At 70.1% G+C, this 26,841-nt stretch carries 22 protein-coding genes; 17 read left to right on the top strand and 5 right to left on the bottom strand.

Annotated elements, in window-relative coordinates; genetic code table 11:
* Positions 1-65 precede the first annotated feature (65 nt).
* Positions 66-1,001: a LysR family transcriptional regulator gene (locus tag CAL25_RS05520; protein ID WP_094798958.1), complete on the bottom strand. Its 936-nt coding sequence runs from the start codon at positions 999-1,001 to the stop codon at positions 66-68.
* A 432-nt stretch (positions 1,002-1,433) separates the two neighbouring features.
* On the opposite strand from CAL25_RS05520, the gene CAL25_RS05515 reads away from it, so the two are divergent.
* From CAL25_RS05515 to CAL25_RS05500, 4 genes are all read left to right on the top strand, one after another.
* Complete coding sequence (locus CAL25_RS05515) at positions 1,434-2,288, top strand: VOC family protein (protein ID WP_094798957.1); 855 nt, start codon at positions 1,434-1,436, stop codon at positions 2,286-2,288.
* 146 nt (positions 2,289-2,434) lie between these two features.
* A complete protein-coding gene (locus CAL25_RS05510) occupies positions 2,435-2,848 on the top strand; it encodes a hypothetical protein (RefSeq protein ID WP_094798956.1) in 414 nt (137 codons plus the stop codon).
* A gap of 46 nt (positions 2,849-2,894) precedes the next feature.
* Positions 2,895-3,467: a hypothetical protein gene (locus CAL25_RS05505; protein WP_094798955.1), complete on the top strand. Its 573-nt coding sequence runs from the start codon at positions 2,895-2,897 to the stop codon at positions 3,465-3,467.
* A 154-nt stretch (positions 3,468-3,621) separates the two neighbouring features.
* Complete coding sequence (locus CAL25_RS05500; RefSeq protein ID WP_094798954.1) at positions 3,622-6,054, top strand: membrane-bound PQQ-dependent dehydrogenase, glucose/quinate/shikimate family; 2,433 nt, start codon at positions 3,622-3,624, stop codon at positions 6,052-6,054.
* A gap of 231 nt (positions 6,055-6,285) precedes the next feature.
* On the opposite strand, the gene CAL25_RS05495 is transcribed toward CAL25_RS05500, so the two are convergent.
* Positions 6,286-7,209, bottom strand: a complete 924-nt coding sequence (locus CAL25_RS05495) for a LysR substrate-binding domain-containing protein (protein ID WP_170948394.1) — start codon at positions 7,207-7,209, stop codon at positions 6,286-6,288.
* Between the two features lie 131 nt (positions 7,210-7,340).
* Between CAL25_RS05495 and CAL25_RS05490 the strand changes: the two genes are divergently transcribed.
* The 8 genes from CAL25_RS05490 to CAL25_RS05455 all read left to right on the top strand — a co-directional run bounded on the left by CAL25_RS05490 (position 7,341) and on the right by CAL25_RS05455 (position 16,370).
* A complete protein-coding gene (locus tag CAL25_RS05490; protein ID WP_094798953.1) occupies positions 7,341-8,432 on the top strand; it encodes a tartrate dehydrogenase in 1,092 nt (363 codons plus the stop codon).
* A gap of 94 nt (positions 8,433-8,526) precedes the next feature.
* Positions 8,527-9,609 (top strand): tripartite tricarboxylate transporter substrate binding protein, encoded by a 1,083-nt coding sequence (locus CAL25_RS05485; protein WP_094798952.1) that lies wholly within the window; start codon positions 8,527-8,529, stop codon positions 9,607-9,609.
* Between the two features lie 37 nt (positions 9,610-9,646).
* Entirely contained in the window at positions 9,647-10,153 is a 507-nt protein-coding gene (locus tag CAL25_RS05480) for a carboxypeptidase-like regulatory domain-containing protein (RefSeq protein WP_094798951.1), read from the top strand.
* A 44-nt stretch (positions 10,154-10,197) separates the two neighbouring features.
* Positions 10,198-11,091 (top strand): helix-turn-helix domain-containing protein, encoded by an 894-nt coding sequence (locus tag CAL25_RS05475; protein ID WP_094798950.1) that lies wholly within the window; start codon positions 10,198-10,200, stop codon positions 11,089-11,091.
* 185 nt (positions 11,092-11,276) lie between these two features.
* Complete coding sequence (locus CAL25_RS05470; RefSeq protein ID WP_094798949.1) at positions 11,277-12,251, top strand: Bug family tripartite tricarboxylate transporter substrate binding protein; 975 nt, start codon at positions 11,277-11,279, stop codon at positions 12,249-12,251.
* A 23-nt stretch (positions 12,252-12,274) separates the two neighbouring features.
* Positions 12,275-12,592, top strand: coding sequence for an NIPSNAP family protein (locus CAL25_RS05465; RefSeq protein ID WP_094798948.1), 318 nt, complete (start codon positions 12,275-12,277; stop codon positions 12,590-12,592).
* Positions 12,593-12,799: 207 nt separating this feature from the next.
* Positions 12,800-13,969, top strand: coding sequence for a DUF3142 domain-containing protein (locus CAL25_RS05460; protein ID WP_249278963.1), 1,170 nt, complete (start codon positions 12,800-12,802; stop codon positions 13,967-13,969).
* Positions 13,935-16,370, top strand: a complete 2,436-nt coding sequence (locus CAL25_RS05455) for a hypothetical protein (RefSeq protein WP_094798947.1) — start codon at positions 13,935-13,937, stop codon at positions 16,368-16,370. Before CAL25_RS05460 ends, CAL25_RS05455 begins: the two co-directional genes overlap by 35 nt.
* 25 nt (positions 16,371-16,395) lie before the next feature.
* Here CAL25_RS05455 and CAL25_RS05450 read toward each other — a convergent pair whose 3' ends face one another.
* Together CAL25_RS05450 and CAL25_RS05445 are read right to left on the bottom strand one after the other, a co-directional pair.
* Complete coding sequence (locus CAL25_RS05450) at positions 16,396-17,364, bottom strand: Bug family tripartite tricarboxylate transporter substrate binding protein (protein WP_094798946.1); 969 nt, start codon at positions 17,362-17,364, stop codon at positions 16,396-16,398.
* A gap of 16 nt (positions 17,365-17,380) precedes the next feature.
* Positions 17,381-18,160, bottom strand: coding sequence for an alpha/beta fold hydrolase (locus CAL25_RS05445; protein ID WP_170948393.1), 780 nt, complete (start codon positions 18,158-18,160; stop codon positions 17,381-17,383).
* Positions 18,161-18,390: 230 nt separating this feature from the next.
* On the opposite strand from CAL25_RS05445, the gene CAL25_RS05440 reads away from it, so the two are divergent.
* From CAL25_RS05440 to CAL25_RS05420, 5 genes are all read left to right on the top strand, one after another.
* Positions 18,391-19,794 (top strand): PLP-dependent aminotransferase family protein, encoded by a 1,404-nt coding sequence (locus CAL25_RS05440; protein ID WP_094798944.1) that lies wholly within the window; start codon positions 18,391-18,393, stop codon positions 19,792-19,794.
* Between the two features lie 159 nt (positions 19,795-19,953).
* Positions 19,954-20,985, top strand: a complete 1,032-nt coding sequence (locus tag CAL25_RS05435) for a 2-keto-3-deoxygluconate permease (protein ID WP_094798943.1) — start codon at positions 19,954-19,956, stop codon at positions 20,983-20,985.
* Positions 20,982-22,196 (top strand): D-threonate kinase, encoded by a 1,215-nt coding sequence (gene dtnK / locus CAL25_RS05430; RefSeq protein WP_094798942.1) that lies wholly within the window; start codon positions 20,982-20,984, stop codon positions 22,194-22,196. The genes CAL25_RS05435 and dtnK overlap by 4 nt, the downstream gene beginning before the upstream one ends.
* Complete coding sequence (pdxA, locus tag CAL25_RS05425) at positions 22,193-23,245, top strand: 4-hydroxythreonine-4-phosphate dehydrogenase PdxA (protein WP_094798941.1); 1,053 nt, start codon at positions 22,193-22,195, stop codon at positions 23,243-23,245. Before dtnK ends, pdxA begins: the two co-directional genes overlap by 4 nt.
* Before the next feature lie 5 nt (positions 23,246-23,250).
* The gene (locus tag CAL25_RS05420; RefSeq protein ID WP_094798940.1) at positions 23,251-24,177 is read left to right on the top strand and encodes a GntR family transcriptional regulator; all 927 of its coding nucleotides are present in this window, start codon (positions 23,251-23,253) and stop codon (positions 24,175-24,177) included.
* A 44-nt stretch (positions 24,178-24,221) separates the two neighbouring features.
* On the opposite strand, the gene CAL25_RS05415 is transcribed toward CAL25_RS05420, so the two are convergent.
* On the bottom strand, positions 24,222-26,732 hold the full coding sequence (locus CAL25_RS05415; protein WP_094798939.1) for a TonB-dependent siderophore receptor: 2,511 nt from the start codon (positions 26,730-26,732) through the stop codon (positions 24,222-24,224).
* Between the last annotated feature and the right edge of the window lie 109 nt (positions 26,733-26,841).

Below are 26,841 nucleotides of genomic sequence, written 5' to 3'. Positions count from 1 at the left end.
GCGGCAGGCCAGGCGTGTCACAACGGCATAAATCGCAATGGCGCGTTCCGGATTTCGCAATGCGTTCAGTCGTCGTCGGCGGCCTCCGCGGCCTCGCCCAGGCGCGCCGCGAGCGTGAGGTAGCGCACGAAGGCCTCGACCGGTTCGGAGAGCGAGCGTGTCGCGTGCACCATGAACTGCAGCCGCCCGGCGTTGAGCAGCGCGTCGTCGAGCGGGCGGCAGATGAGCGGCAGGCCGCCATAGAGTTCAGTGAAGGTCTCGCGCGCCGCCACCGTCACGCCGCTTCCCATGGCCACGTAGTGAAACAACGATGACTGGTGATTGGTGGACAGCGCGGGCACGAGGTCCAGATTGCGCAGGCTCGACGCGATGTCGAGCGCTTTGCGCAGGGTGCTGCCGGGCTCCGGCAGCGCGAGCGGAAACAGACTGAGCTGTTCCAGATCGAGGCGTTCGTGCCGGCCCAGGGGATGGTCTTCGCGCATCACCGCGACCAGCTCGATCGGCTGGGTGAACAGCACCTGGACGTCGCGCTCGCCGCCATGCGTGTAGGTCACGCCGATATCCGCCTGCGCCGTGCGCACGCGCTCGACGACCGCGCGCGCCTCGACGGCCGTGAAGCTGAAGCGCACATGGGGATGACGCGCCTGAAACCGGGCGAACCGCCGCGGTAGCTGACAGGCGGCGAAGCCGTAGGCCCCGGCGATCTCGATGGTCTGCGCGCGGTCGCCGGACGCGCGGGCGATGTCGGCGCAGGTGCGCGCCGCGTCGGCCTCGACCAGGCGCGCATGGTCGGCCAGGATCTGGCCGACATCGGTCACGCGCATGCCTTTGGGATGCCGCTCGAACAGGCGCCGCTGCAACAGCTGCTCGAGACTGGCGATATGCCGGCTGACCGCCGAACTGGCGACATCGAGTCGATTGGCCGCCCCCACGATCGTGCCGGCCTCGACGACTGCAAGGAAATGGCGGAGGGCGGCATTTTCGAAGTGAAGTCGTTTCATGAGAGGCACGCAGTAAACGGAGTAACGAGGACCGGGCGTGGGTCGTCGCGGTGCGACGCTCGAACGGCCGGCCATGGCTGCGCATCGCGCACCCGGCCCCGGCTGCGATGCCGGACTCTTCCGCGTACTCGAAGAATCCACGTCTTCTGGCCTGACGTCGCATCCACACATTCGGCAGTCTAATCAGGTGGTCGCGTTGCCACAATTGCAAACTTGTGATCGGCTCCTTCCTATTTCAGCAATGCAAGCACCACATCGGTGCGCAATTAAATTGCGCGAAGACGCTCTGGCGCGGTGCCGCTTGTGCCCGGCCGCAATTCCCTCGCGGCGGATCGCGCCCCCTTCGTGGGACAATCTGCCCGGCTGACCCAACCCGTGACGTGTGCCGGCGACGCAGGCACGTGTCTCTGCAATTCCACCGGAGCCACACTCATGTCTCAGCGCCTGGATCATGTCGTCATCGCCGTGCGCGATCTCGACGCCGCCACCCGCGCCTATCAGCGTCTCGGCTTTACCTTGACGCCGCGCGGTCATCATTCGCTCGGCTCATCGAACAACCTGGCCATGTTCGGCACCGACTATCTCGAGCTGCTGGGCGTGGAGCCGCGCAACGCGCATCTGCCGACCGCCGACTGGGGTCATCCCCCGGGGCTGGCGGGCCTGGTGTTCAAGGTGCCCGATGCCGAGGCGGCGTATGCGCAACTGCGCGAACGCGGTGTCGAGGTCGAAGGCGAGGCGCCGCGCGCGTTTCATCGCCCGGTGACGTTGCCCGACGGTTCGTCGCAGGACGCGCGGTTCAGCACCGTGCGCGTCGCCACGCAGCGCATCGCCAACGGCCGTGTGTTCCTGTGCCAGCATTTCACCCCTCAACTGGTGTGGCAGCCGGCCTGGCAGGATCATCCCAACGGCGTGAACGCCGTGGCCGAATACGCCTACGTCTCGACCGATCCCGAGGCCGATTCCGCCGTGCTGCGCGAGGCATTTCCGGATCTGCAATGGCGTACGCTCGCCGAAGGCCGGGGTTATGCCGCGGGCCTCGAAGGCGGCGCCGAAGTCCGCTACCTCACGCCGGAAGGTTTCCAGGCGCACTACGGCGTGGCGCCCGCCGACGCGAACTACAAAGGCACGAGCCGCGCCGCCGGCCTCACGCTCGTCACGCGCGACCTGCAGGCGCTGCGCGCGTTGCTCGAACGCAATGGCGTGCGCATCGCCCACGACGACGGCGCGCGCATCGTGGTGGCCCCGGCCGACGCGGAAGGGGTCGCGCTGGCCTTCCGCGCGGCGTGACCCGTCACGCCACGACACAAGGACTGACACGAACTCACGCGCCCCGCGTCTAGAATCAAGCTCGAGCGCCGCGCTCTCTTTCGAGCGGCGCCTTCGCACCCGCGCGACGCCGCGCGGCGTCCGACCTCATCACCGGAGACCGAACGATGCGCCGAGCCCGCTTCCTGTTGCCCGTCCTTGCCCTCTGCCTGAGCGCGGTGGCCCACGCCGAGACCACCAGCCTGAAGGTCCAGAAGGCCATCACCGCGACGGACGCTTACGGCCAGGAATCGGTGCAGGTCACGCTCGCGCCCGAAAGCGTGAAGGCCCTGGCCGCGTTCACGCGCGACCGCGTCGGCAAGCGCATCGAAGTGCGCGCGGGCGACACGCTGCTGACCACCGCCACGCTGCAAAGCCCGCTCGACGGGCCGAGCCTGTCGCTCGCGCCCGGCACGCTGGGCTTCGACGGCGTCAGCGCCCCCGAGATGGCGCGCCGCCTGAGCGCCGACGGCACGCTCACCATCGCCGACGCCAAGGCAGAACCGCCGCCTCGCAGCCGCTCGTCCGTGTTCCAGCGCTGAGGCCCGCAATGGACGTGCCGCGCGGGCCGGTGCTAGCATCGCCGCCATGCCGTTCACGTCTTTGCTCGCGACCGTCCTGCTGTCGGTCGGCGCCCCCGCCGAATTCGACCTCACCTGCTTCTACGCCTCGCGCGCGGCGCAAAGCGGGCTCGAACGCGCCGAACACTGCGCCCGCCAGGACCCCGACCGCCTCGTCATCGCCACCGCCGTCATGGCCGATCTGGCCTTCGACGAACATGGGCTGGCACCGCTCGCGACGGCGGGCGGCTGGCGTTGGGTCAGGAAGGACAGTCATTCGGTACCGGTACTCACGTACGACAACGGCGCCGACGATTTCGTCGAAGGCCTCACCCGCGGACGCGATGCCAAGGGCAACATCACCTTTTACGACCGCAAGCTCGATCCGGTGCTGCGCACGCCCTATCGCTGGGCCGAGCCCTTCGAGCGGGGCGTGACGCTGGTCTGCCTCGATTGCGTGCCGGTGCCCGTCGCCGGCGGCGAGCACATGACCATGGTCGGCAAACAGTGGGCGGGCATCGGTCGCGACGGCCGGCTCGTCACGCCGTGGCTCGACAGCCGTGGCGCCGCCGAGGAGGCGCTCGGTGACCGCCGCCGCTGACAACAGGACGTCCTGTACGACGGCGTGCGTCGTCTTTTTCTGAATGAAAACTGAACGAAAGCGCGCGGTGCTGTAAGCCCAAGCCTTTATACTCGCGCCGGGTCATGGGGCTGAGTTGCCGTCCGCGTGGCTGAATTGTGTTTTGGAAACCCCTATGAATCATCAACATCAAGACTTGGCCGCACCTGCAAAGGTGTGGCTGTTTGTGCTGGGCGTGTGCATTCTGGCCGCCGGGCTCTTTTTCGGTTTTTACGGCGCCCGCCTCGTGGCGCTGGACGGAAGCTGGTACTTCGCCCTGAGCGGCGCGGCATTGGTCGTGGCCGGCATCCAGATCGCACGCCGCCGTCCGAGCGGCGCGCTGCTGTACGCGCTGGTGCTGATCGCCACGGTCGCGTGGGCGCTGGCCGACGTGGGCCTGGACTTCTGGGCGCTGGTGTCGCGCGTGATGGTGTTCGGCGGCTTCGGCATCCTGGTCGCGCTCGCCTACCCGCTGCTGCGCCGCGCGCGCAAGCTCGAGCCGCAGCGCGCGCTGTCGTTCTCGCTCGCCGGCCTGCTGACGCTGGCCTTCGCGGCCACCGTGGCCGGCATGTTCGTGCCGCACGCGCCGGTGGCCAATGGCGAACAGCTCGCGCTCAAGCCGGTCGATCCGGCCACTGAGCAGAAAGACTGGTCGCACTACGGCAACACCGCCGGCGGCACGCGCTTCGCCGCGCTCGACCAGATCACGCGCGACAACGTCAAACAGCTCGAAGTGGCCTGGACCTACCGCACCGGCGACACGCCGGTCAGCCCCGGTGGTGGCGGTGCCGAAGACCAGCAGACCCCGCTGCAGATCGGCAACCGCGTGTTCCTGTGCACCCCGCACAACAACGTGATCGCGCTGGACGCCACCACGGGCAAGGAACTGTGGAAGGTCGAAATCAACGCCAAGCAGAAGAAGTGGATGCGTTGCCGCGGTCTGGCGTACTTCGATATCGACGCGCCGCTCGAGCAGCCCACCGTCGAAGGCGCCACGCCGGTCAAGGCCGTGAGCCTGGACGCCGGCGCGGTGTGCCGTCGCCGCGTTCTGATGAACAGCGTGACGCCCGAGCTGATCGCGCTGGACGCCGACACGGGCGCCTTCTGCCCCGACTTCGGCAAGCAAGGCCGCGTGGACCTGCGCGCCGGCATGGGCAAGGGCGCCGACAAGGGCGAGTACTACCCGACCTCGGCACCGACCCTGGCCGGCACCACCATCGTGGTGGGCGGCCGTGTCGCCGACAACGTCAGCACCGACATGCCTGGCGGCGTCGTCCGTGGCTTCGACGTGATCACCGGCGAAATGCGCTGGGCTTTCGATCCGGGCAAGCCTGAAGACCAGGCCGCGCCGGCGCAAGGCCAGACCTTCGTGCGCTCCACCCCGAACGTATGGGCGCCGATGTCGTACGACGCGCAATCGAACACCGTGTTCATGCCCGTGGGCAGCGCGGCCGTCGACCTGTGGGGCGTGAAGCACACCGCGCTCGACCGCAAGTACGGTGCGTCGCTGCTGGCCGTGGACGCCAGCACCGGCCGCGAGAAATGGGTCTACCAGACGGTGCACGACGACCTCTGGGACTTCGACGTGCCGATGCAGCCGACCTTCGCCGACTTCCCGGTGGACGGCAAGACCGTGCCCGCCCTGGTGTTCGGCACCAAGGCCGGCCAGATCTTCGTGCTCGACCGCCAGACCGGCAAGCCGCTCACCCGCGTCGAAGAGCGCAAGGTGCCGGCCGGCAATATCCCCGGCGAAACCTACTCCCCGACCCAGCCCTTCTCCGTCGGCATGCCTTCCATCGGCGCCGACGACCTGAAGGAATCGGACATGTGGGGCGCCACGCCGTTCGACCAGCTGCTGTGCCGCATCCACTTCAAGTCCAAGCGCTACACCGGCCTGTTCACCCCGCCGGGCACCGACCCGTCGCTGAACCTGCCGGGTTCGCTGGGTGGCATGAACTGGGGCGGCATCTCGATCGATCCGGTGAACGGCTACCTGTTCATCAATGACATGCGCGTCGGCCTCGAAGTGCAACTGGTCGAAGCGGGCGCGGACGCCAAGAAGAGCGACGGCAACGAAGCCGCCGCCGTGAAGGGCCCGGTCGCGCTGGACGGCACGCCGTACGCCATCAACGCCAAGGTGCGCTTCATGTCGCCGCTCGAGATCCCGTGCCAGCGCCCGCCGTTCGGCACGCTGACGGCCGTGGACCTGAAGACGCAGAAGATGGTGTGGCAAGTGCCGGTGGGCACCGTGCAGGACACGGGCCCCTTCGGCATCAAGCTGGGCCTGCCGATCCCGATCGGCATGCCGACCATCGGCGGCACGCTGGCCACCCAGGGCGGCCTGGTCTTCATCGCCGCCACGCAGGACTACTACCTGCGCGCCTACGACGCCGGCACCGGCCGCGAAGTGTGGAAGGCCCGCCTGCCCGTGGGCAGCCAGGGCACGCCCATCAGCTACAAGTCGGGCGTGGACGGCAAGCAGTACATCGTCATCTCCGCCGGCGGCGCCCGCAACTCGCCCGACCGCGGCGACTACGTGATCGCCTACGCCTTGCCCGACAAGATCTGATCGGGTGAGATGAGGTAAGGACAGGGGCGCTCTTCGGAGCGCCCTTTTTTCTGGCGCGCCGCCCAAGAAAGACGGTGACATCTTCGCGTCACGCCCCCGCACACCGCCGATGCTTTCATGCACGGGCTCGACACGATGGCCTTGTCGGCCCCGGCCCGCAAGCTGGATCTGGAGACAGTGCGCAACGCGCTGCGGGCGGCGCCGTAGCCGCCGGCGGGTCCGCCCGGACGTTTACCGTCCCAGCTCCGCGAAACGCTCCACCAGGAAGTCCACGAAGCTGCGCACGCGCGGCACGGCCTGATGGCGGCGATGAAAGACGGCGTAGATGTCGGCCTCGGGCGTGCTGTAGCCGGGCAGCACCTGCACCAGCCGGCCACTGCGCAGATAGCGTGCGATGTCCCACTCGGCGCGCATCACGATGCCCAGGCCGTCGAGCGCCCAGCTCACGGCGATCTCGCCGTCGTTGGTGGTGAGGTTGCCGCGCACATGCACGTTCTCCGCGCGCACCGCGCCGTCACGCGCGGGCGTGAGGCGCCACAGCCCGTAGGCGTCGCTGCCCTGGCGGATGCCGATACAGTTGTGGCGCACCAGCTCGGCCGGCGTGGCGGGCGTGCCGTGGGCGCGCAGATAACGCGGGGCCGCGCACAGCAGGCGGCGATTGGGCGCGAGAAACTTGCCGACGATGCGCGCTTCGGGCGGTGCGCCGAAGCGCACGCACACATCGAACGCGTCGTCCGCCAGCGGCGGCGGGTCGGCACTCAGCTGCAACTGCACGTCCACCTCGGGATAGCGCTTGATGTAATCGGCGATCACGGGCGCCACGTGCATGCGGCCGAATCCGAGCGTGGCGTTGACCCGCAGAAGGCCGGCGGGGCGCTCGGCGCCGGCCCCGATCAGGTGGCGCAGCCCATCGATGTCGGCCAGGATGCGGCGCGCGTGCTCCAGCAGCAGCGCGCCCTCCGGCGTGAGCGTGGCGCGGCGCGTGGTGCGCACGACCAGCGGCACGCCCAGGCGGGTTTCCATCTGCGCCAGGCGCTTGCTGACCGCGGCGGTGCTCACGCCCAGATCGCGCGCGGCGGCGCTCAGGCTGGCCGCGCTGGCCACCGCCACGAAGAATCCCAGCTCGGCCGGCAGCAGCCCCTCGGAACGCATCATTACCTTCAACCTGAAGTTGATTCTGGTTCAACTTTAATCGCGTTCACGGGCGGGGTCCACGGGCCAGAATCGATGCATCGTCCGCCCACGCGCGGCGGGCGCCTGGAAACCACGCAGGAGCACGAACCAGCATGAAGACGTACAAGATCGCCACCATTCCCGGAGACGGCATCGGCAAAGAAGTGGTGCCGGCCGGCCGCACGGTCATGCAGGCCCTCGCCGAGGGCGCCGACTTCCGCTTCGAATTCGAAGACTTCGATTGGGGTGGCGACTACTACCGCCGCCATGGCGTGATGATGCCGGACGACGGCCTGGAGGCCCTGCGCCCGCAGGACGCGATCCTGTTCGGCTCGGCCGGCGACCCGCACATCCCCGACCACGTCACCTTGTGGGGCCTGCGCCTGAAGATCTGCCAGGGTCTGGATCAATATGCCAACGTGCGCCCCACCCGCATCCTGCCCGGCATCGACGCGCCGCTCAAGCGCTGCACGCCGGCCGACCTCGACTGGGTGATCGTGCGCGAAAACTCCGAAGGCGAGTACGCCGGCGTGGGCGGCCGCGTGCACCAGGGGCTGCCCATCGAGGCCGCCACCGACGTCTCCATGATGACGCGCGCCGGTGTGGAACGCATCCTGCGCTTCGCGTTCCGGCTGGCGCAGTCGCGCCCGCGCAAACTGCTCACCGTGGTCACCAAGTCGAATGCACAGCGCCACGCGATGGTGATGTGGGATGAGATCGCCGTGCAGATCGCCGCCGAGTTTCCGGACGTGCGCTGGGACAAGGAGCTGGTCGATGCCGCCACCGCACGGATGGTGAACCGGCCCGCGTCGCTCGACACGATCGTGGCGACCAATCTGCATGCCGACATCCTGAGCGACCTGGCCGCCGCGCTGGCGGGCAGCCTGGGCATCGCGCCCACCGCCAACCTCGATCCCGAACGCCGCGGCCCGTCGATGTTCGAGCCGATCCACGGCTCGGCGTTCGACATCATGGGCAAGGGCCTGGCCAATCCCGTGGGCACGTTCTGGTCGGTGGTCATGCTGCTCGAACATCTGGGCGAAGCCGCCTCGGCGCGCCGCCTGATGGACGCGATCGAGGCCGTCACGGCCGATCCCACCCTGCACACCCGCGACCTGGGCGGCACGGCGACCACGGATCAGGTCACCCGCGCCGTGTGCGAGCGCCTGGCCAACAGCCGCGCGCAGGCCAGCCGCGCGGCCTGACCCCGGCAGGGGCCCGGCACGCGCCGGCCCCCGCCTGCCCGGAGCAAGGCGGACACAGAGCCGCCCCCGGCACCGACACCACAAGGAGGAGACCATGCTGCAATCACGCCTTTTTCCGCGTCAAACCAGCCTAGACGCGAACCCCGGATCCAACGAACACCACTCCGGGCCTGCATCGTTGCGCGCGCAACCACCCCGGCGCCGTACGGCACTGCTGGCCGCCACGTTCGCCGCCGGCGCCGCGCTGTTCACCGCACCGGGCGCGCACGCCGACGCGAACTGGCCCAGCCGTCCGATCACGCTCATCGTGCCCTTCCCCACCGGCGGCACGACCGATGTGCTGGCCCGCGCGCTCGGCGACTCGCTTTCCCGCAGCCTGGGACAACCCGTGGTGGTGGAGAGCAAGCCGGGCGCCGGCGCGACCATCGGCGCCGACTTCGTCAGCAAGGCCAAGCCCGACGGCTACACGCTGCTGATGGGCGCGGTGCACCACACCATCGCCACCAGCGTCTACCCGGCGCTCTCGTACAACTTCCAGAAGGATCTGGTGGCGGTCGCCCCGATCGCCATGGTGCCCAACGTGCTGGTCGTGAACGCCGCGCAGACGCCCGCGCGCAACGTGGCCGAGCTGGTGACGCAGGCCAAGGCCGCGACCCAGCCCCTGGCCTACGGCTCGAATGGCTTCGGCACCGCGCAGCATCTGATCGGCACGCAATTCCAGACGCAGACCGGCGCCAAGCTGCTGCACGTGCCCTACAAGGGCAGCGGCCCGCTCACCACCGACCTCCTCGGCGGCCAGGTGACGATGTCGTTCGACACGATCACCACGGTGCTGCCGCACATCCAGTCGGGCAAGCTGCGCGCGCTCGCCGTCACCACCGCGAAGCGCTCGGCCGCGTTGCCGGACGTGCCCACGCTGGCGGAGGCGGGCCTGGCCAACTTCGATATCGGCACGTGGTTCGGCGTGCTCGCGCCGGCCGGCACGCCGCAGCCCGTGGTGCAGAAGCTCAGCGCGGAGATCACGCGCATCACGGATTCGCCCGAGTTCCGGCAACGCCTCGCGGCCGCGGGCGCCGAACCCATGAAGGCCACGCCCGACGGCTTCGCCAAGCGTATCGACGCCGAGACCCGCAAGTTCGCCACCTTGGTCAAGGAAAACAACATCAAGGTCGAATGACGCACGCCGGCGCGGGGCCGGCATCCGGGTGCATGCTATGGTCGAAGCCTCGTCCCTGGCCGCTCCCGACATGCCGCGCTCCCCGTCTACCTGCCTGCGATGGTCCGCCGCCCTCCTGCCCCTGCTGTTGGCGGCCTGCGTGCCGATTCCGGTGCACAAAACGCTTCAGCCCGAGGCCTCGATCACCGTCCGTGACGCCAGTGGCGCGCCGCTGCCGGGCGCCACGGTGCAGCTCATCACCGGCGCCTATCCGCGCGCGCCGCAAGGCTGGGAACGCAGCCGCTCCACTTCTACCACCGACGCCAGCGGCGTGGCGCGCTTCGAGGCCGTGCGCGAATGGCTGGTCGAAGTGCCGGGCATGGTGCACGGCGTGACCGAATACGGCTGGCACTGGTGCGTGGCCCGCCCCGGCTATCGCACCTGGCGCACCGACGACGCCGAGGTGGCGTTCGCGCCCCAGGCCAGCGTGGTGTTGAGCCCCGCCGCCGCGCCCGACGACGCGCTGCCGTGCGAGGCACGACGCACGTCCGAGCCCTCGTTATGATGGAGGCATAACGAGCCGGGCGGACACGCCCGCGAGGAGACACCGTGGCGCAGCGGCAGACGGGGGAGACGGCTTTCCCCACCTTCGAGTCTTCCGATTTCTCGGGAGAGAGCGACTTTTACTTCGACCTGGTGCGGCTGGAGGCGCGCGACGACATCCCGCGCGGCTTTCCGCACCGGCACAACTATTACCACCTGCTGTGGATGAGCCGCGCGCGCGGCACGCATCTGCTCGATTTCCAGCCGTTCGAGGTGCGCGACCACGCAGTGTTCTTCCTGTCGCCGGGCCAGTTGCATGCCTGGACCTCGTCGGTGCGGCCCGCCGGCTACGTGCTCAACATCAGCACGGCGTTCTTCGCGCGCATGTTCCCGCAGGCCGACGACATTGCGAAGTTTCCGTTCTTCCATCTCACGGGCGGCACGCCGGTGCTCTATCTCAGCCGCGCGCAGCACGACGCGATGGTGCCGCTGCTGCAGGCGATCGAGCAGGAGCTGCTCGATCGGCGCACCGGCCGCTACGACATCGTGCGCTCGTATCTGCTGATCCTGCTCACGCAGCTGCGCCGGCTGCATCCCGCCGAGGCCGACAGCCCGCAATCGGGCGCGAGCCTGTCGCTGCTGAAGCGGCTGGGCCTGTTGATCGACGCGCACTATCTCGATTACGACAGCGTGGGCCGCTATGCCGAGGCGCTGTGCGTGAGCGAGCGCCAGCTCAATGACGCGGTGCGGCGCATCACGGGCCAGACCGCCAGCCAGTTGATACAGCAGCGCATCGCGCTCGAGGCCAAGCGCCTGCTGTGCAACACCGCGCTGCACGTGGCCGAGATCGCCTATCGCCTGAACTTCGACGATCCCGCCTATTTCGCCCGCTTCTTCAAGAAGCACACGGGCGGCACGGCGGGCGAGTTCCGCAAGCGCTACAGCCGTCCGCTCGACTGAACGCAGCGCGGGCGAGCTGCGCCCGGCGGCTTGCAGCCCGCGGCTTGCACCCCGCGGCCGGCCCCCGCCCGCAAAAAAGTCCAATTCCGCCGCCGATCCGTCCTAACGGCCGGCGGCGCGCGCTGCTTACAGTGCAGGCATGGAACGACGTCGCGCCACCCACAACAACACGACAGGAGACAACCATGCAGAAGACTTTCATGCGCCGCGTCCGCGCCGCCACCGCCGCCGTGCTGGCCACGCTGGCCTGCGGCGCGCAGGCCGCCTACCCCGAGCGCCCGCTGCGCATCATCGTGCCGTTCGCGGCGGGCGGCGCCACCGACGTGATTGCCCGCACCGTGGCGCAGGCGATGTCCGATAAGCTCGGACAGCCCGTCATCGTCGAGAACAAGGCCGGCGCCAACGGCAACATCGGCGCCGTGATGGCGGCGCGTGCCGAACCCGACGGCTACACCCTGCTGATGGCCACGTCCAGCCACGCCATCAACGCCACGCTCTATCAGAAGCTCGACTACAGCCTCACGCGCGATTTCGCCGGCCTGTCGAACCTGGCCTCGGTGCCGCTCCTGCTGGTGGTGAATCCGCAGGTGCCGGCCGACTCGGTGGCGACGCTCGCCGCGTATGCCAAGGCCAACGGTGACCGCGTGCACTACGCCTCCGGCGGCACCGGTACGGCCTCGCATCTGGCCGGCTCGCAGTTCAGCGGCCTGGTCGGCGCCAGCATGACGCACGTGCCCTACAAAGGCGGCGCGCAGGCGCTCAACGACCTGATGGGCGGACAGGTGCAGGTGATGTTCGCCAACCTGCCCGAGGTGCTGTCACAGGTGCAGGGCGGCCGGCTGCGCGCGCTCGCCGTCACGGGCACCACGCGCCATCCCTCGCTGCCCGATGTGCCCGCCTTCAGCGAAACGCCCTATGCCGCGATGAATGCACGCTCGTGGTTCGGCCTGTTCGCCCCGGCCGCCACGCCCGCGCCGGTGCTCGATGCCCTGTCGCGCGCCATCACGCAGAGCGTGGCCGACACCTCGGTGCAGAGCCGTCTGCAGGGCCTGGGCGCCGATCCCGTGGGCGACGAGCGCCAGGCATTCCAACAGTACGTCAACCAGGAAGTGACCCGCTGGAGCACCCTGGTCAAGCAATCCGGCGCCACGGCCGACTGAACCCGTTTATTCCGAGGAAACCCATGCTCTACGACGTTCGTACCTACACCTGCCGCGCCGGCACCATCCGCAAACATCTCGCGCTGTATGCCGAGCATGGCTATGCCGTGCAGAGCCGTCATCTCGGCAAGCCGCTCGCCTATCTGCAAACCGAGACCGGCAACGTCAACAGCTACATGCATATCTGGGTGTATGCCAGCGCGGCCGATCGCGAGGCGCGCCGCCAGGCCCTGCAGAAAGACCCCGAGTGGGCCAACTACCTGACGCGCAGCGCCGACGCCGGCTACCTGATCAGCCAGGAAAACCGCCTGATGACGCCCACGGCCTTCTTCCAGCCCTGAGCGCGCGCGTGGCCCGCGCGCCACATTCCGTCACATTCGGCAGAACCCGTTACGGCTCGTAGCGCGCCCCGGCAGGCGCGGCGATAGAATCGCCGCCGAAGCCGGGGCCTGTCGTTCCGGCACATGGATGCCCGCCGTCCCTCCATGCCGTTGTTCCCTCCCCTCGATGCAGCCGCGCCCCCGCGATGGCGGGCCCTGACGCGCGTCTTGTGCACCACCCTGCTCGCGGCGCTGCTGGCCGCCTGCCAGTCCGAGCGCGTGCCCCTTCCGAACGATGCCTACGTCTGGCAACGCGTCTGGAACGCGCCCGTCACGGACGCGCTGGGCGACAGCGCCGGGCTGGTGCGCACCTGGCGCGTGCTGGCGGGCGAGACCAGCGCGGGCGGCCGTGACATCGACGCACGGCCCGACCTCGCCGCGCTGGCGGCCACGCAGCAACCGGTGGTGATGGTGCTGCGCATCGACGGCCGCGCCGACACGCTGGATGCCGCGCCGGCCAGCGTCCGCATCGGCGCCTGGATCGCGCAGTGGCGCGCCGCCGGCGTGCGCGTGGCGGGCGTGGAGATCGACTACGACTGCGCGACCTCGCAGTTGCCGGTCTATACCGAATTCCTGGCTTCGCTGCGCAAGACCCTGGACGTGCCGCTGTCGATCACCGCTCTGCCGACCTGGCTCGACAGCCGCGCGCTCGACGCGCTGCTCGCCACCGTGGACGAGAGCGTGCTGCAGGTGCATGCCGTGATGGCGCCTTCGCGCGGGCTCTTCGATGCCGAGCGCGCCCGCGCCTGGCTCAAGGCCTATGCCACGCGCACGACGCGGCCGTGGCGCGTGGCCCTGCCCGCCTATGGCAGCCGCGTGGCGTGGGACGACAGCGGACGCGTGGTGGCGATCGAAAGCGAACGCCCGGCGCTGCAAGGCGGCGGGCGCGATGCCGAGCTGCTCGCGCGGCCTCAACTGCTGGCGGAATTCGTCGCATCGCTGGAGCGTGATGCGCCGGACGGGCTCGCGGGCATCGTGTGGTTTCGCCTGCCGACCCAGGCCGACCAGCGCGCCTGGAGCCTGCCCACCTGGCAGGCCGTGCTCGCACGCGCGCCGCTGGCGCCCAGGCTGAGCGTGCAGGCGCAAGACCCGCGCCAGACCGGCGCGCGCGACCTGCTGCTGGCCAACACTGGCAATGCCGACGCCGAGCTGCCGTTCATCGTGCGACTGGGCGGCTCGTGCCGCCATGCCGACGGCATCAATGGCTATACCCTCGAATACGACGATCAGGGACTGTACCTGCGGCGCGCGCACGAAGGCCTGCTGCGCCCGGGCTTCCAACGCAACATCGGCTGGATACGCTGTGACGACCCGACTTCTTTCCAGGTTCAACCCTAAGCCGCTGGCACGCACGCTGGCGCTCGGCCTCACGGCGGGCGTCACGATCGTGATCGCCTGCGGCCCCGAGTTTCCGGCGCAGCTGCTGGACGACCGCGCCGCCACGCTGCAAGGCACGCCGGCCAACAGCTTCGCCTACGAGGCGAGCCGGCTGGTGCGCGCCGACGATCGCATCGCCGACGCGGTGCGCGAGCCCATTTTCGACGGCGTGCCCGGTAGCCAGCGCATTCCGGAGGACGGCGATCCGGCGCTCACGCGCGCCCAGCGCGATCAGGTGCGCAAGATGCGCAGGCAAGCCGATGGCGACGCGGCCTACGCCGCGGGTGCGGGCCTGCCCGAAGCCGTGCGGCTGTACGCGGCCGGTGCGGTGGACCTGCAGCGGGACGACGGCACGCCGGCCCCCCTAGAACAGGGCCGGGCACGCATGCAGGCGGTGCTGGACCTGCCGCCCGACCAGGGAGCCGCCCGCGCGGCCTGGGCGGCCTACGCGCTCGCCCGGATCGACGCCCGCCCCGGCGCGGCGCGCCATGCACCCGAGCCGTGGCGCGCGGTGCGCGCGCTCGTGCGGGCCGGCGCGGCGGATCCGCTCGGCCTGGCCGTCGCCAGCTACGGCGAAGAGGCGCTGCTCTATCTGAATGGCACGGCCGGCCCGTGCAACTATGTCGATTTCATGGAGAACACCACCTGTCCGGACGGCATCGCGCCCTCGGATATCCAGAAGGCCGTACAGCTCTATGCCGAACAGGCGGCGCGCGGCTCCGACAGCGGCGTGCAGTCGCTGCGTTTCATCGCGGGCTGGGCGCTCGAGGATCCGGCGCGGGCACGCGTCCTCATGCAGAGCACCGTGGGGCAGCGCCTGCTCGTGAGCTACGGCCTCGCGCGGCTGGGCGACATCGTCGACGATGATCTCGGCAGCGCCTACGACAACGTGGTGAACTACGACGCCACCGTGCGCGACGGCGTCGCCGACGCGGCCCAGGGCCGCGCCTCCGTGCGTCCCAACCCCACGTTGGTGACGCTGGTCGATGCCCTCCTGCGCGCCGGCCCCGCCGCTATCGAGGATGCCGACCGCGTGGCGGCGCTCGCCTACCGCGTGGGCCGCTACGATCAGGCCGAGGCGCTGGCCGGCAAGCTCGAGACCGCGCTCGCGTGGTGGGTGCGCGCCAAGCTCGCCATCCGGCGCGGCGACATGGACCAGGCCGCGCAAGCCTACGCCCGCGCCGCGCAGGCCTTCCCGCAGGACACCAGCCTGGATGGCGGCAATCGCACGCTGCTGGCCGGCGAACAGGGCGTCGTGGCGCTATCGCGTGGGCAGTTCGTCGAGGCGCTGGATCTGCTCTATGCCGTGTCGTCGCGCGAGGATCCCGCCACGCCGTACGCCGACAAGGTGTATTGGAGCGACACCGCCTACATCGCCGAGCGCGTGCTCACCACCGATGAACTGCGGCGCTTCGTCGACGCGCGCGTGCCCGCCCCGCCTACGCCGCCCTTGCCGGACGATCTGCGCACGCGCGGCGTGACCGACCAGCCCGCGCAGGCCGCGCTGTCGGCCGCCGACGACCTGCGGCTGTTGCTGGCGCGCCGGTTGATGCGAGACGGCCGGTATCGCGAGGCCTTGCCGTACTTCCCCGCCGACGACGATCCCCGCTTTCTCGACGCTGCCTACGTGGACGGACGCAATGTCTACAAGCTCGGCTCCCCGCGCCGCAAGGCGCAGGCCTATCTCGATGCCCGCGAACGCGCGTCCGACGCATGGGGCCGCGCCACGCGCGCGCAGGCCTGGTTCGACGCCGCGCGGATCGCGCGCCGCGACGGCATGGCGATCATGGGCAGCGAACTCGATCCTGACTTCGCGATATGGGATGGATTTCTTTCGTACGGCGCCGGCCGCTATCTGCCGCAGCGCGACGGCGCGCAGGCGCCCGTCACGCCCGCGCAGCGCGCCGAGCTGGCCCTGAGCGGCCCTTACATCACCGACGCGGAGCGCGCACGCTATGCGGCGAGCGAGACGCGGCCGTACAGCCGCTACCACTATCGCGAGGTGGCCGCGTCCAACGCGCTGCGCGCCGCCGATCTCGTGATGCCGCGTTCGCAGGCCTACGCCGCGACCCTCTGCCATGCCGCCGCCTACGTGATCAACGACAACGCGCCGCGCGCGCGTGCCATCTACCAGCGCTACATCGACCATGGCGCCTACGTGCCGTTCGGCGCGACCTTCGGACGGGACTGCCCGCCGCCGGACTTCGACGCGGCCGCCACCTTCGTGTACCGCCAGGCCTGGGCTCGCGCGCAGGGCATCATGGCGCGGCATCCGTGGTTGCCGATGGGCGCGCTGGCGCTGGTGCTCGGTGTCGGCGCGGCCGCTGTCTGGCTGACACGGCGGGCGCGCCAGACGCGTTGACCGCCGCAGCGCGGAGCGCCTGACCTCAGGCGTGCTCCAGCGCTTTGAGGAAGGCCGGCATCGTGCTCACGTCCGAGCGCAGCTGGCGTTGGAACGCGGCCTGGCTGCTATCGGTGAGCTCGAAACCCAGCGCGGTGAGCCTGGCCTGGAAATCCGGCCGCGCCGCGACTGCCTGCAACCCGGTCGTGAGCCGGGCCACCACATCGGCCGGCGTACCGGCGGGCGCCAGCAGGCCGAACCATGACGGGCTGAACGGGATCTCGGTGCCGGCTTCGACCAGGCTGGGGACCTCCGGCGCAACGGCGCTGCGGCGCGCCTGCACGACCGCCAGCGCACGCAGCTTGCCGCTCGCGAGATGCGACATCACACCCGGCAGCGCCACGATGGCCGCGTCGGTTTCGCCGGCCAGCGCGCCCACCGTCGCGGGCGCCGCGCCCTTGTACGGGATCGAGCGCCATTGCCCGCCTTGCGCCCGGCCGATCTTGAGCAGCGCGAGGTGCGGCTCATTGCCGAAACCCGGCGTGCCCACGTTCACGCCATCCCCGCGTGCCTGCGCCACCAGATCGGCCAGCGTGCGTACGGGCGACTCGCCACGCACCACGATCACCAGCGGGCTCGTCGCGACCAGGCCGATCGGCGTGAAGCTCTCGATCGGATCGTAGTTGCCCATGCCGGGCATGAGCGTCATGTTCGCCACCAGCGCGCTGCCGCTCAAAAGCAGCGTGGCGCCATCGGCCGGCGCGCCCGCCACGTAGCCGTAGGCGATGTTGCCACCGGCGCCGGGCCGGTTCTCCACCACCAGCGAGGTCTGCCAGACCGGCGCCAGGACCTCGCCCAGGTAGCGGCCCAGGAGATCCATCGCCCCACCCGGCGCCAGCGGCACCACCAGGCGCGTGGCGCTGGCCGCGTGAACGAGCCGGCCCGAAAGCAAGGGCGCCGCGATGCCCGCGGCAAGGGTACGGACGAGAAAGCGGCGGCGGGAATACGTAGACATGACGGTGATACCAGGTTCAGAGGGCGTGGGCGGCCGCGCCGGCAGGCTGCCGGCTGTGGGCCGCGAAAAACTCGGTCAGGAGCGAGGCGTACGTGCCTGCGTTGGCGGGGCCATCCCACTCGGTGACCAGTGTCGCGTTGCGCGCGAGCGCATGGATCTCCTGCGAGATGGCGGCCGGGTGCGCAGCGTCGTGCCCCTGCAGGATCAGCAGCGGCGTGCTCACGCGCGCCACCTGTTCCCGCGTCACCGAGAAAATGAAGTCGCCCCCGAACATGCCCATCTGTTGCGCGCGCAACGTGTCGCGGCGCACGTCCGGGCGCCGCGCCAGCACGGCTTCGCCCCAGTTCCAGAACGAGGTGTCGAAGACCTTGCGGTTATGTGCGTCCAGGCCCGACGTGGCTTGCACCACGAACGACCGCACCCGCTGCGGTGCGCGCTCGATCAGCTTGAAGCCGAACGGGCCGCCGATGCAGGCCCCCAGCAGATGAAAGTCGGTCACGCCCAGACGGTCGAGGAGCCCGAGGTGATCATCGGCGTAGTCGTCCCAGGTGGCCGGCCGGTCGAGCGGCGCGACCGACCCGCCGGCATTGCGTTGATCGAACGCGATCACGCGGAAGTCGCGTGCAAGGATCGGCCGCGGATCCGGAAACGACCTCGCCTCGCCGCTGACCCGCACGCGCCAGAAACGCGCCTGGGACTCCAGCCCGCCCGGCGCCAGGGTGAGAATCACCGGCGCGTCTGTCGGCCCGTGCTCCTCGTAATGAATGATGCTGTGTTCCAGATGTACGACCGGCATATGCCCCTCGCCGTTGCGGCGTTCCTGCGCGGCCCGCGCCGGCCGGGCCCGCACGGCCCACCACGCATGCCGCTGATGACAAGGTCCATGGTGCGAGCCGTTGGGGGCGGGCGACAAATAGTCATTCCGGATAAGCATCTGCGGCGAACGCATAGGACTGCGCGCCGATCCATACATACAGGGGTTTGCATGGTAATTTTGCGTGGATTTATCGCGAAGCGCCCCTGGCCATGGACAAACCGACACCCTCCCGCAAGCTCAAGAAGCCCAACCGCACCTGGATTCGCGCCTTCCAGCCGGGCGCCGGCGCGCGGTATCTGCAGATCGCGCGCCAGATCACGGACGCGGTCAGCGACGGCGTGCTGCGGCCCGGCGACCGCCTGCCGCCGCAGCGGGAGCTCGCGCAGACGCTGGGAGTGGACCTCACCACCGTGACCCGCGCCTATACCGAGGTGCGGCAAGCCGGCCTGCTGGATGCCCACGGCGCGGGCGGCTCGTACATCGCCGCCGCCGCCGCGCCCGGCACCACGGTCGATCTCAGCATGAACATTCCGCCGCTGCTGGGCAGCGACCCGACCGCGCGGCTGTTTCAGGCCGGCATGGCACGGGTCCAGGCCGACCTCGCGGGCGGCGAGCTCTTGAGCTACCACGTGGGCGCGGGCGCGCGCGCCGACCGCGACGCCGCCGCGCGCTGGCTGCAACCGGCGCTGGGCCGCATCGATCCCGCCCACATCGTGATCTGCCCCGGCGCGCAGGCGGCCATCGCGGCGGTGCTGCTGGCACGCACCCAGCCCGGCGACCGCATCGTCACCGATGCCCTCACCTATCCGGGCACCCTGGCCGCCGCGCGCGTGCTGCAACGGGCCGTGGTGCCGGTCGAGTGCGATGACGACGGCATGCGGCCCGATCTGCTCGAGGCGGTCTGCCGCGAGCACACGCCCGCGCTCATCTACCTGACGCCCACGATCCAGAATCCCACCACGATCACGCAGCCCGCGGCGCGCCGCGAAGCCCTGCTGGCCGTGGCCGCGCGCCATCAAGTGCCGGTGCTCGAAGACGATCCGTATTGGCTGCTGGCCGGCGATGCCCCGCCGCCGCTGGCCGCGCACGGCCAGGGCCCGGTCTACTACGTGTCCACGCTCTCCAAGTGCCTCGCTCCCGGGCTGCGCACCGCGTATCTGGTCGTGCCGCCCGGCGAAGCCATCGAACCCGTGCTCGACGCGCTGCGTTCGATCTCGCTGATGGCGCCACAGTGCCTCGTCTCCATCGCCACGCACGCGATTCAGAGCGGACAGGCGCAGGACCTGCTCGCACGCATCCGCGCCGAACTTGGCCAGCGCCAGCAGCATGCCGCCCGCATCCTGCCCGGCCGCCCGCGCGCGCATCCGCACGGCCTGCATCTCTGGCTCGGTCTGCCGGCGCACCTGACGCCCTACCGGCTGATCCAGACCGCGCAGGAACACGGACTGGGCGTGACCGGCTCCGAGGTATTCAGCCTGCACGAGGCGCCCAGCGACGCGATCCGCATTTCGCTGGGCGGCGCGGCCGACCAGGCCAGCCTCGTCCGGGCGCTCGAAACGCTGGCGGGCATTCTCGACATGGCGCCCACGCCGCGGTTTTCGGCAGTCGTCTGACCCGCTGGCAGGGGCTGCGCGGCGTTCAGGCCACAGTCGCGGCATACCTGTACGTACCGCCAGTACGTACAGGTTGTACACTATCGTCTCAACCCATCCTGCGACGGGCGACGGAGATCGTCCGCACTTACCCACCAGTCCGCTACGGAGACTCCGATTGTGACGACCGCTTCCTCCCCCTCGCCCTTCCTGGGCACCATGCAGAAAATCCCCGGTGGCCTGATGCTCGTGCCGCTGGTGCTGGGCTCGCTGATCGGCACCTTCGCGCCCGACGCGCTCGCCATCGGCGGCTTCACGACCGCCCTGTTCAAGAACAGCGCGCTGCCGCTGATCGCCCTGTTGATCTTCGCGACCGGCACCCAGGTCAACACGCGCACCGGCGGTCCGATCCTGGCCACGGCCGGCACCATCCTGCTGACCAAGACCCTGATCCCGGCCACGCTCATCATCATTCTGGGCGCGTATGTGGGGCTGGACGGCGTGCTCGGGGTCTCGATTCTCGCCATGCTGGCCGCCTTCGACAACAGCAACGGCGGCCTCTGGCTCGCCTACACCGGCCAATACGGCGATGCGCGTGACCGCGGCGCCTACGTGGCCAGTGCCGTGAACGACGGCCCCTTCTTCAGCCTGCTGTTCCTCGGCGCCTCGGGCCTGGCCGACATTCCGCTGATCGCGCTCGTCGCCGCGCTGGTGCCCTTCCTGCTGGGTGTGCTGGTCGGCAATCTGGACCACAAGTGGCGCGACACGCTCAAGCCCGTGCCCAACATCGTGATCCCGTTCTTCGCCTTCGCGCTCGGCACCGGCATCAACCTCGGCGCCGTGGTGAGCGGCGGCATCAGCGGCCTGATCCTGGGCCTGCTCATCAGCCCGATCACCGGCGGCCTGGTCTACCTCGGCTATCGCCTCATCCTGCGTCGTGGCGGCAAGAGCGGCCTGGGCTTCGCGGCCGGCACCACCGCCGGTAACGCCATCGCCACGCCGGCCGTGGTCGCCGCCGCCGATCCCAACTTCCAGCAATACGTGGCGACCGCCACCGCGCAGGTCGCGGCCTGCGTGCTGATCAGCTCGATCCTGGCTCCGATCCTCGCCTCGTATTTCCTGAAGCGTGCCGGTGAACTCAAGCCCGCCGCCGACGTCGAAGACACCACGGCGACGCCGCCGCTGTCCAACGCACGCGGAGAGGCCCTGTGAGTCCCAAGATCGCCATCGTCGCCGATGACCTGACCGGCTCGGGCGACACCGCCGTGCAATTCGTGCGCGCCGGCTGGTCCACGCACCTGTCCATCGGCGACGCTGACGAGGCGCTGGGCAACGAAGCCGACTGCGCCGCCGAAGTGCTCGCCGTCACCACGCACAGCCGCGCGATGTCGGCCACCGACGCGGCCGCCGCCGTGCGCGCCAACGTGGCGCGCCTGCGCGAGGCCGGTGTCACCCGGCTGTACAAGAAGGTCGATTCCACGTTGCGCGGCGCGTTCAAGGCCGAGGTCGTGGCCGCGCGCGAAGCCTGGGTCGACGACGCCATCGCCATCGTGTGCCCCGCGTTCCCGGCCACCGGCCGCACCGTCAAGGACGGCGTGCTGTACGTGGGCGACAAACGCGTGACCGAGACCTCGGCCGCCACCGACCCGGTCACGCCGGTCACCGAAAGCCACATTCCCACCCTGCTCGGCTGCGCGCATGTGGCGCAGTCGGCCGGCGATACGGCGGCATCGCTCGCCGAGCGCATCGCCGCCGCGGGCGAGATCGTGGTGGTCGACGCGGCCGACGACGCCGAACTGGAGCGCCTGGCACACGCCTGCGGTCTGCTCGGCCAGCGCGCGCTGCCGATCGGCGCCGGTGGCCTGGCCACGCCGCTGGCCCGTGTCTGGGCCGGCGCCGACCAGACCACGCCCGTGGTCGTGGTGGTCACCTCGCAACACAGTGCGGCCCGTGCGCAAGCCACCGCGCTGGCCGGCGCGGGCGCCGCCTGCTGGCTGCCCACGCTCGAGCAACTGCGTGACGAGTCCGCGTGGCAGGCCTGGAGCGAGGCGCGTCTCGCCGAGGCCGCGCAGGCGGAACCCAACGGCACCCTCATGCTGCTGGCACCGCAAGGCCAGGCCGAAGGCCTGGACGCCGATACCGTGGCGCGCCGCCTGGGCGAACTCGCCGCGGCCATCGTGCTGAAGGCCGGCGCGTGCGGCGTGGTCGCCACCGGTGGCGACGGGGCGCGTGAAGTGCTGCGTGCGCTCGGCGCCGGCGGCATCGACCTCGCCGATGAAGTCATGGGCGGCGTGCCCCTCGGCACGCTGACCGGGGGCTCGGCCATCGGCCTGCCCATCGTGACCAAGGCCGGTGGCTTTGGCACGGAAGATGTATTGGTTCGCGCCGCGCGCGCGATCCGTGAACGGAGATTCAAGCGATGACACAAACCCCTACGACCCCCGTCCCCCTGCTGGCCGTTACCCTCGGCGACGTGGCCGGCATCGGCCCGGAAATCACGGCCAAGATGCTGATGGGTCACGACGCGCTGCGCCAGAAGGCGCGCCTGGTCGTGATCGGCGACGTGGCCGTGATGCAGAACGCCGTGCGCAGCCTGGGCGGCGACCCCGCCATCGTGCGTGAAGTGGCGCGTCCGGCCGACGCGACGAACACCCCCGGCACGATCGAAGTGCTGCAGGCCGGCCCTTCGCTGGCCCACGTCAAGCTGGGCGAGATCAGCGCCGATGCCGGCGACGGCTCGGTGCGTTTCGTGACCACGGCGTGTGCGCTGGCGCGTGCCGGCGAAGTCGACGGCATCGTGACCGCGCCGCTGAACAAGGCCGCCATGCACGCCGCCGGCCACAAATGGCCCGGCCACACCGAACTGCTGGCCCATGAGTTCGGCGTGAAGACCTTCTCGCTGGTGCTGTCGGCCGGCGATCTGTATGTGTTCCACGCCACCACCCACGTGTCGCTGCGTCAGGCCATCGAAGACGTGAACCCCACGCGCATGCGCGCGGTGCTGCGCCTCGCGGGCGCCTTCGCCAAGGCCCTGGGCCGCGGCGACAAGCCCGTGGCCGTGGCCGGCCTGAACCCGCACGCGGGCGAGAACGGCATCTTCGGCAGCGAAGACGCCGACATCCTGGCGCCGGCCGTGGCCGAAGCCAACGCCGCCGGCATCCTGGCCGCCGGTCCGATCCCGGCCGACGCGCTGTTCCCGCAGGCCGTGCGCGGCAAATGGGAGTTCGTGATCGCCTGCTATCACGACCAGGGCCACGCGCCCTTCAAGTCGGTCTATGGCGACGACGGCGTGAACATCACCGTGGGCCTGCCCGTGGTGCGCGTGTCCGTGGACCACGGCACGGCGTTCGACATCGCCGGCAAGGGCATCGCCCGCGAGGACAGCCTGATCCTGGCCGCCGAACGTGCCGCCAACCTCGCCCCGGGCTGGGGCCATGTGTGGGAAACTGCGCGGGCTCAGACTGGAGGTTGATTTCCATGGCGCCCGCCAAGGCCAAAGCCCGCACCACCCTCGATCGCTCCGGCGACGTTCCGCTGCACGCGCAGCTCGCCGCGTTCCTGCGCGCCGGCATCCGTGACGGCCGCACGCCGCCGGGCGCGGCGCTGCCGAGCGAGGCGGCGCTGTGCGAGCAGTACGGCGTCGCGCGCAGCGTGGTGCGGCAGGCTCTGGCGGCCCTGGCGGCCGATGGCCTGGTCCAGCGCGATGCGGGCCGCCCGGCCGTGGTGCTGGCGCCGCGCCAGCACCGGCGGCTGGTCCAGCGTTCCACCGGCCTGTATCAGCAGATGGCACAGACCGGCGTTGCCCTGGGCACGCGGGTACTGAGCCTCGAACCGGCCGAGGCGCCCGCCGACGTCGCCGCGTTCTTCGAGGGCGTGCCGCTGCTGCGGCTCGAACGGTTGCGTCATGTGGGTGGCGAGCCGCTCGCCTATGTGCGCACCTGGCTGCCCGCCGAACGCGTGGCCGGCCTGCAGGCCGAGCAGCTCACGGATGCCTCGCTGCACGGCGTGCTGATCCATCAGTTCGGCCTGCAGCCTGGCGCCGGCCGCAATCAGATCCGCGCGGTGGCCGCCGACAGGATCCAGGCGCGACTGCTCGACATCCGCGCGGGCGGGCCGCTCCTGATGCTCGAAGGCCAGGGCAACGACCAGCATGGTCGGCCGCTCGAGTGGTTCACCACCTGGCACCGCCCCGAACAGCTCGTGTTCGACGTGGACGTGAGCGAGGGCGGCGAACACGTGCAGACCCGTCTGCACGATGCGCGCCCCACCACCACGCGCGGCACGACGGCGGCCGCGGCCACTACTGCCGCGCCCGCCGCCAGCGGCCCCGACCCGCTCGCACGCGCCCAGGCGCTCGTGGCCGAGCTCTCCGCCGAACTCGAACGCCTGCGCGGCACGCGCTGACGCGATCGGCGCGCGCCACGCGACGCGCGCGTCTCCTTGCCGTATCAATACTGCGCGGTCAGCGTCAGCATCACGCTGCGCGGCTCGCCATACCAGTTGCTGCCGTTCAGGCTGCCCACCGTGCGGTAGTACTTCTTGTCGAAGATGTTGTTCACGTTGAGCGCGGCCTGCAGGTTGCGATTGATGCGATAACCGATGCGGCCATCCCAGATCGCGTAGCCGCCCTGTTCGAGTCGTAGGGCGTTCACGGTCTTGTAATTGGCGCTCTGCAGGCGCACGCCGCCCCCCACCTCGATGGCATTCCAGTCGCCCGGCAGACGATAGTTGCTCCACACGCGGAAGATATGGCGCGGCGTGAACGTGCTGTAGGTGCCGCCCTCGTTGGCGCTCGCGGCGCCGGTGGCCGTGCGGTCGCGCAGGTACTTGGTGGTGTTGAACGTATAGCCCGCGATCACGTTCCAGCTCGGCGTGATGCTGCCCGTCAGCTCGAGCTCGAAGCCCTGGCTGCGCACCTTGCCGTCGTTCACGAAGCACGCGCCGCCCGTGGGCGAGCCCAGGCACGGCGCGGGTGCGTTCGGGTCGCTCTGCGAGCGGCCGTCCTCGATGGTGCGAAACAGCGCCACCGAGCCATTGAGCCGGCCGTCCAGCATCGTGCCCTTGAGGCCGATCTCGTAGTTCTCGCCGGTGGCCGGATCCAGCGGCGAGCCGTCCGACTTATAACTCGTGGCCTGCGAGCGGAAGATTTCCGTATAGCTCACATAGGTGGTCCAGTCGGGCGTGATGTCATACGACAGCGCGCCATACGGGGTGAACTCGCCGCTGTCCTTGGCGCGCGTGGTCACGCCCGTGACCCGGTTCTGCGACGAGCTCCGGTAGTTGCTCAGGCGTCCGCCCAGGGTGAGCTTGAGCGGATCGGCCAGCGACAGACGCAGCGAGCCATAGAGTCCGCCCTGCTCCGTCACGGCATTGCTGCGCGACGGCGTACGCGCCAGCCGCGTCGGGAAGTCGCTGTAGTCGCGCGGATCGAAGTCGTAGACGTTCACGCGCGGATTGTCCGGCGTGTACAGCGCCGAGGTGCTGTCGTAGTCGCGCTCCCAGTAGTTGGCGCCCAGCAGCACATCGTGGCGCTGGCCCAGCGCATGGAAGCTGCCTTCGATCGAGGCGTCGATGGCGTGCTGCACCGAGCTGCCGGTCTGGTCGAACGCCGAGAGCGTGGCGCCCAGTCCGGTGGCCCGGTTCACCGTGCCGAAGGCCGAGCCCGAGTAGTCCTGGCTGCGTTCGTGCGCGCGCGTGGCCGCCAGCCGCAGGCGCCAGTCGTCGTTGAAGCGATGGCTCAGGTCCGCGAAGACGGTGGTGCGCTCGAAGCGCGCGCGCGACCAGGCGGCATTGAAGAACGTGTCGCGGGGCAGACCGATGTCGCCGCCATCGGAGAAACGCGGCAGGCCGCCATAAAACGGCGTCATGCGGTTGCGCTCGTAGCTCAGGCCCGCGCTGGCCACGGTGTCCGGCGTGATGTCGGCTTCGACGATGCCATAGAACACCGAGCGCTGCGTGTTCGAGATGTCGTAGAACTCGTCCTTGTCCTGGTAGGCCGCCACCATGCGGCCGCGCACGGACCCGCTCTGGTTCAGCGGCCCGCCCACGTCGAACTCGCCGCGATAGTTGTTCCATGAGCCCGCGCTCACCTTGCCCGACACCGCGAATTCCGGGGTCGGGCGCTTGCGCACCAGATTCACGGTGCCGCCGGGTTCGCCCGCGCCGTTGTACAGGCCGGCGGGGCCCCGCAGCACTTCCACATGATCGTAGATCGCCATGTCGGGCTGCGTCAGAAAGCCGCTGCCCGACTGCGTGGGCACGCCGTCGAACTGGATGTTCTCGATCTTGTAGCCGCGCGAGTAGTAGGCGCGCTCGTAGCTGTTGGTGTCCTGCACCGTGATGCCCGGCGTGATCTCCATCGCCTCGCCCAGGCTCGTGATGGCGCGGTCATCGAGCAGCTGGCGCGTGACCACGCTCACCGACTGCGGGATCTCCTGCAGGCTTTGCGTGCGCTTGCCCAGCATGATCGCCGGCGTGCCGTAGCTGCGGTCGCCCTCCGTCACCACCTGGTCGGCATGACGGCCACTCACGGTCAGTGTGGGCATCACGGCAACGCCGCCCTGCCCGGGGTCGGGCCGCAGGCGATATTTGCCCGGCCCCTCGGCCACGGCCAGCAGGCCCGTGCCCTGAAGCACGCGCGCCAGGCCCTGCTCGACCGAATGACGGCCTTCCAGGCCCGCGCTGCGCTTGCCCTGCGTCAGCGCCGGATCGATCGCGATCAGCACATTGGCGGTGGTGCCGAACTGCCCCAGCACCTGATCCAGCGTCCCCGCGCCGATATGAAACTCGCGCGCGGCCGGGGCGGCCTGCTGCGCGCTCACCGGCGCCACCAGCGCGCCGAACGCGGGCCCCGCCAGCAGGGCCGCCAATACGGTGGGGCGGAACAGACGATGAAAGGAAGACGACGAGCGCGTCGCCGGGCTCGCGCCGCGGCGGCGGGTGTTGATATCGTGGGGCATGAGGGAACCGGCGGGCCGGGATGAGGACACGCCGAGGTCGCGTCCGGGTTATCTGGCGCACCGATCGCGGTGCGGCTCACCTTGTATGAAACGCGAGCGGCGGCGATCT

This window comes from Bordetella genomosp. 5, assembly GCF_002261315.1.
Lineage (GTDB): Bacteria > Pseudomonadota > Gammaproteobacteria > Burkholderiales > Burkholderiaceae_B > Bordetella.
This window is presented reverse-complemented; position numbering and strand designations above follow the sequence as displayed.

What these genes read in the sequence shown, in the direction of transcription:
- CAL25_RS05450 (WP_094798946.1), bottom strand. Translation starts at nt 17,364, where the DNA reads ATGTCTACGTATTCCCGCCGCCGCTTTCTCGTCCGTACCCTTGCCGCG.
- CAL25_RS05505 (WP_094798955.1), top strand. Translation starts at nt 2,895, where the DNA reads ATGCCGTTCACGTCTTTGCTCGCGACCGTCCTGCTGTCGGTCGGCGCC.
- CAL25_RS05495 (WP_170948394.1), bottom strand. Translation starts at nt 7,209, where the DNA reads ATGATGCGTTCCGAGGGGCTGCTGCCGGCCGAGCTGGGATTCTTCGTG.
- CAL25_RS05480 (WP_094798951.1), top strand. Translation starts at nt 9,647, where the DNA reads ATGGTCGAAGCCTCGTCCCTGGCCGCTCCCGACATGCCGCGCTCCCCG.
- CAL25_RS05485 (WP_094798952.1), top strand. Translation starts at nt 8,527, where the DNA reads ATGCTGCAATCACGCCTTTTTCCGCGTCAAACCAGCCTAGACGCGAAC.
- CAL25_RS05500 (WP_094798954.1), top strand. Translation starts at nt 3,622, where the DNA reads ATGAATCATCAACATCAAGACTTGGCCGCACCTGCAAAGGTGTGGCTG.
- CAL25_RS05515 (WP_094798957.1), top strand. Translation starts at nt 1,434, where the DNA reads ATGTCTCAGCGCCTGGATCATGTCGTCATCGCCGTGCGCGATCTCGAC.
- pdxA (WP_094798941.1), top strand. Translation starts at nt 22,193, where the DNA reads ATGACACAAACCCCTACGACCCCCGTCCCCCTGCTGGCCGTTACCCTC.
- CAL25_RS05415 (WP_094798939.1), bottom strand. Translation starts at nt 26,732, where the DNA reads ATGCCCCACGATATCAACACCCGCCGCCGCGGCGCGAGCCCGGCGACG.
- CAL25_RS05470 (WP_094798949.1), top strand. Translation starts at nt 11,277, where the DNA reads ATGCAGAAGACTTTCATGCGCCGCGTCCGCGCCGCCACCGCCGCCGTG.
- CAL25_RS05520 (WP_094798958.1), bottom strand. Translation starts at nt 1,001, where the DNA reads ATGAAACGACTTCACTTCGAAAATGCCGCCCTCCGCCATTTCCTTGCA.
- CAL25_RS05440 (WP_094798944.1), top strand. Translation starts at nt 18,391, where the DNA reads ATGGACAAACCGACACCCTCCCGCAAGCTCAAGAAGCCCAACCGCACC.
- CAL25_RS05465 (WP_094798948.1), top strand. Translation starts at nt 12,275, where the DNA reads ATGCTCTACGACGTTCGTACCTACACCTGCCGCGCCGGCACCATCCGC.
- CAL25_RS05420 (WP_094798940.1), top strand. Translation starts at nt 23,251, where the DNA reads ATGGCGCCCGCCAAGGCCAAAGCCCGCACCACCCTCGATCGCTCCGGC.
- CAL25_RS05490 (WP_094798953.1), top strand. Translation starts at nt 7,341, where the DNA reads ATGAAGACGTACAAGATCGCCACCATTCCCGGAGACGGCATCGGCAAA.
- CAL25_RS05445 (WP_170948393.1), bottom strand. Translation starts at nt 18,160, where the DNA reads ATGCCGGTCGTACATCTGGAACACAGCATCATTCATTACGAGGAGCAC.
- CAL25_RS05510 (WP_094798956.1), top strand. Translation starts at nt 2,435, where the DNA reads ATGCGCCGAGCCCGCTTCCTGTTGCCCGTCCTTGCCCTCTGCCTGAGC.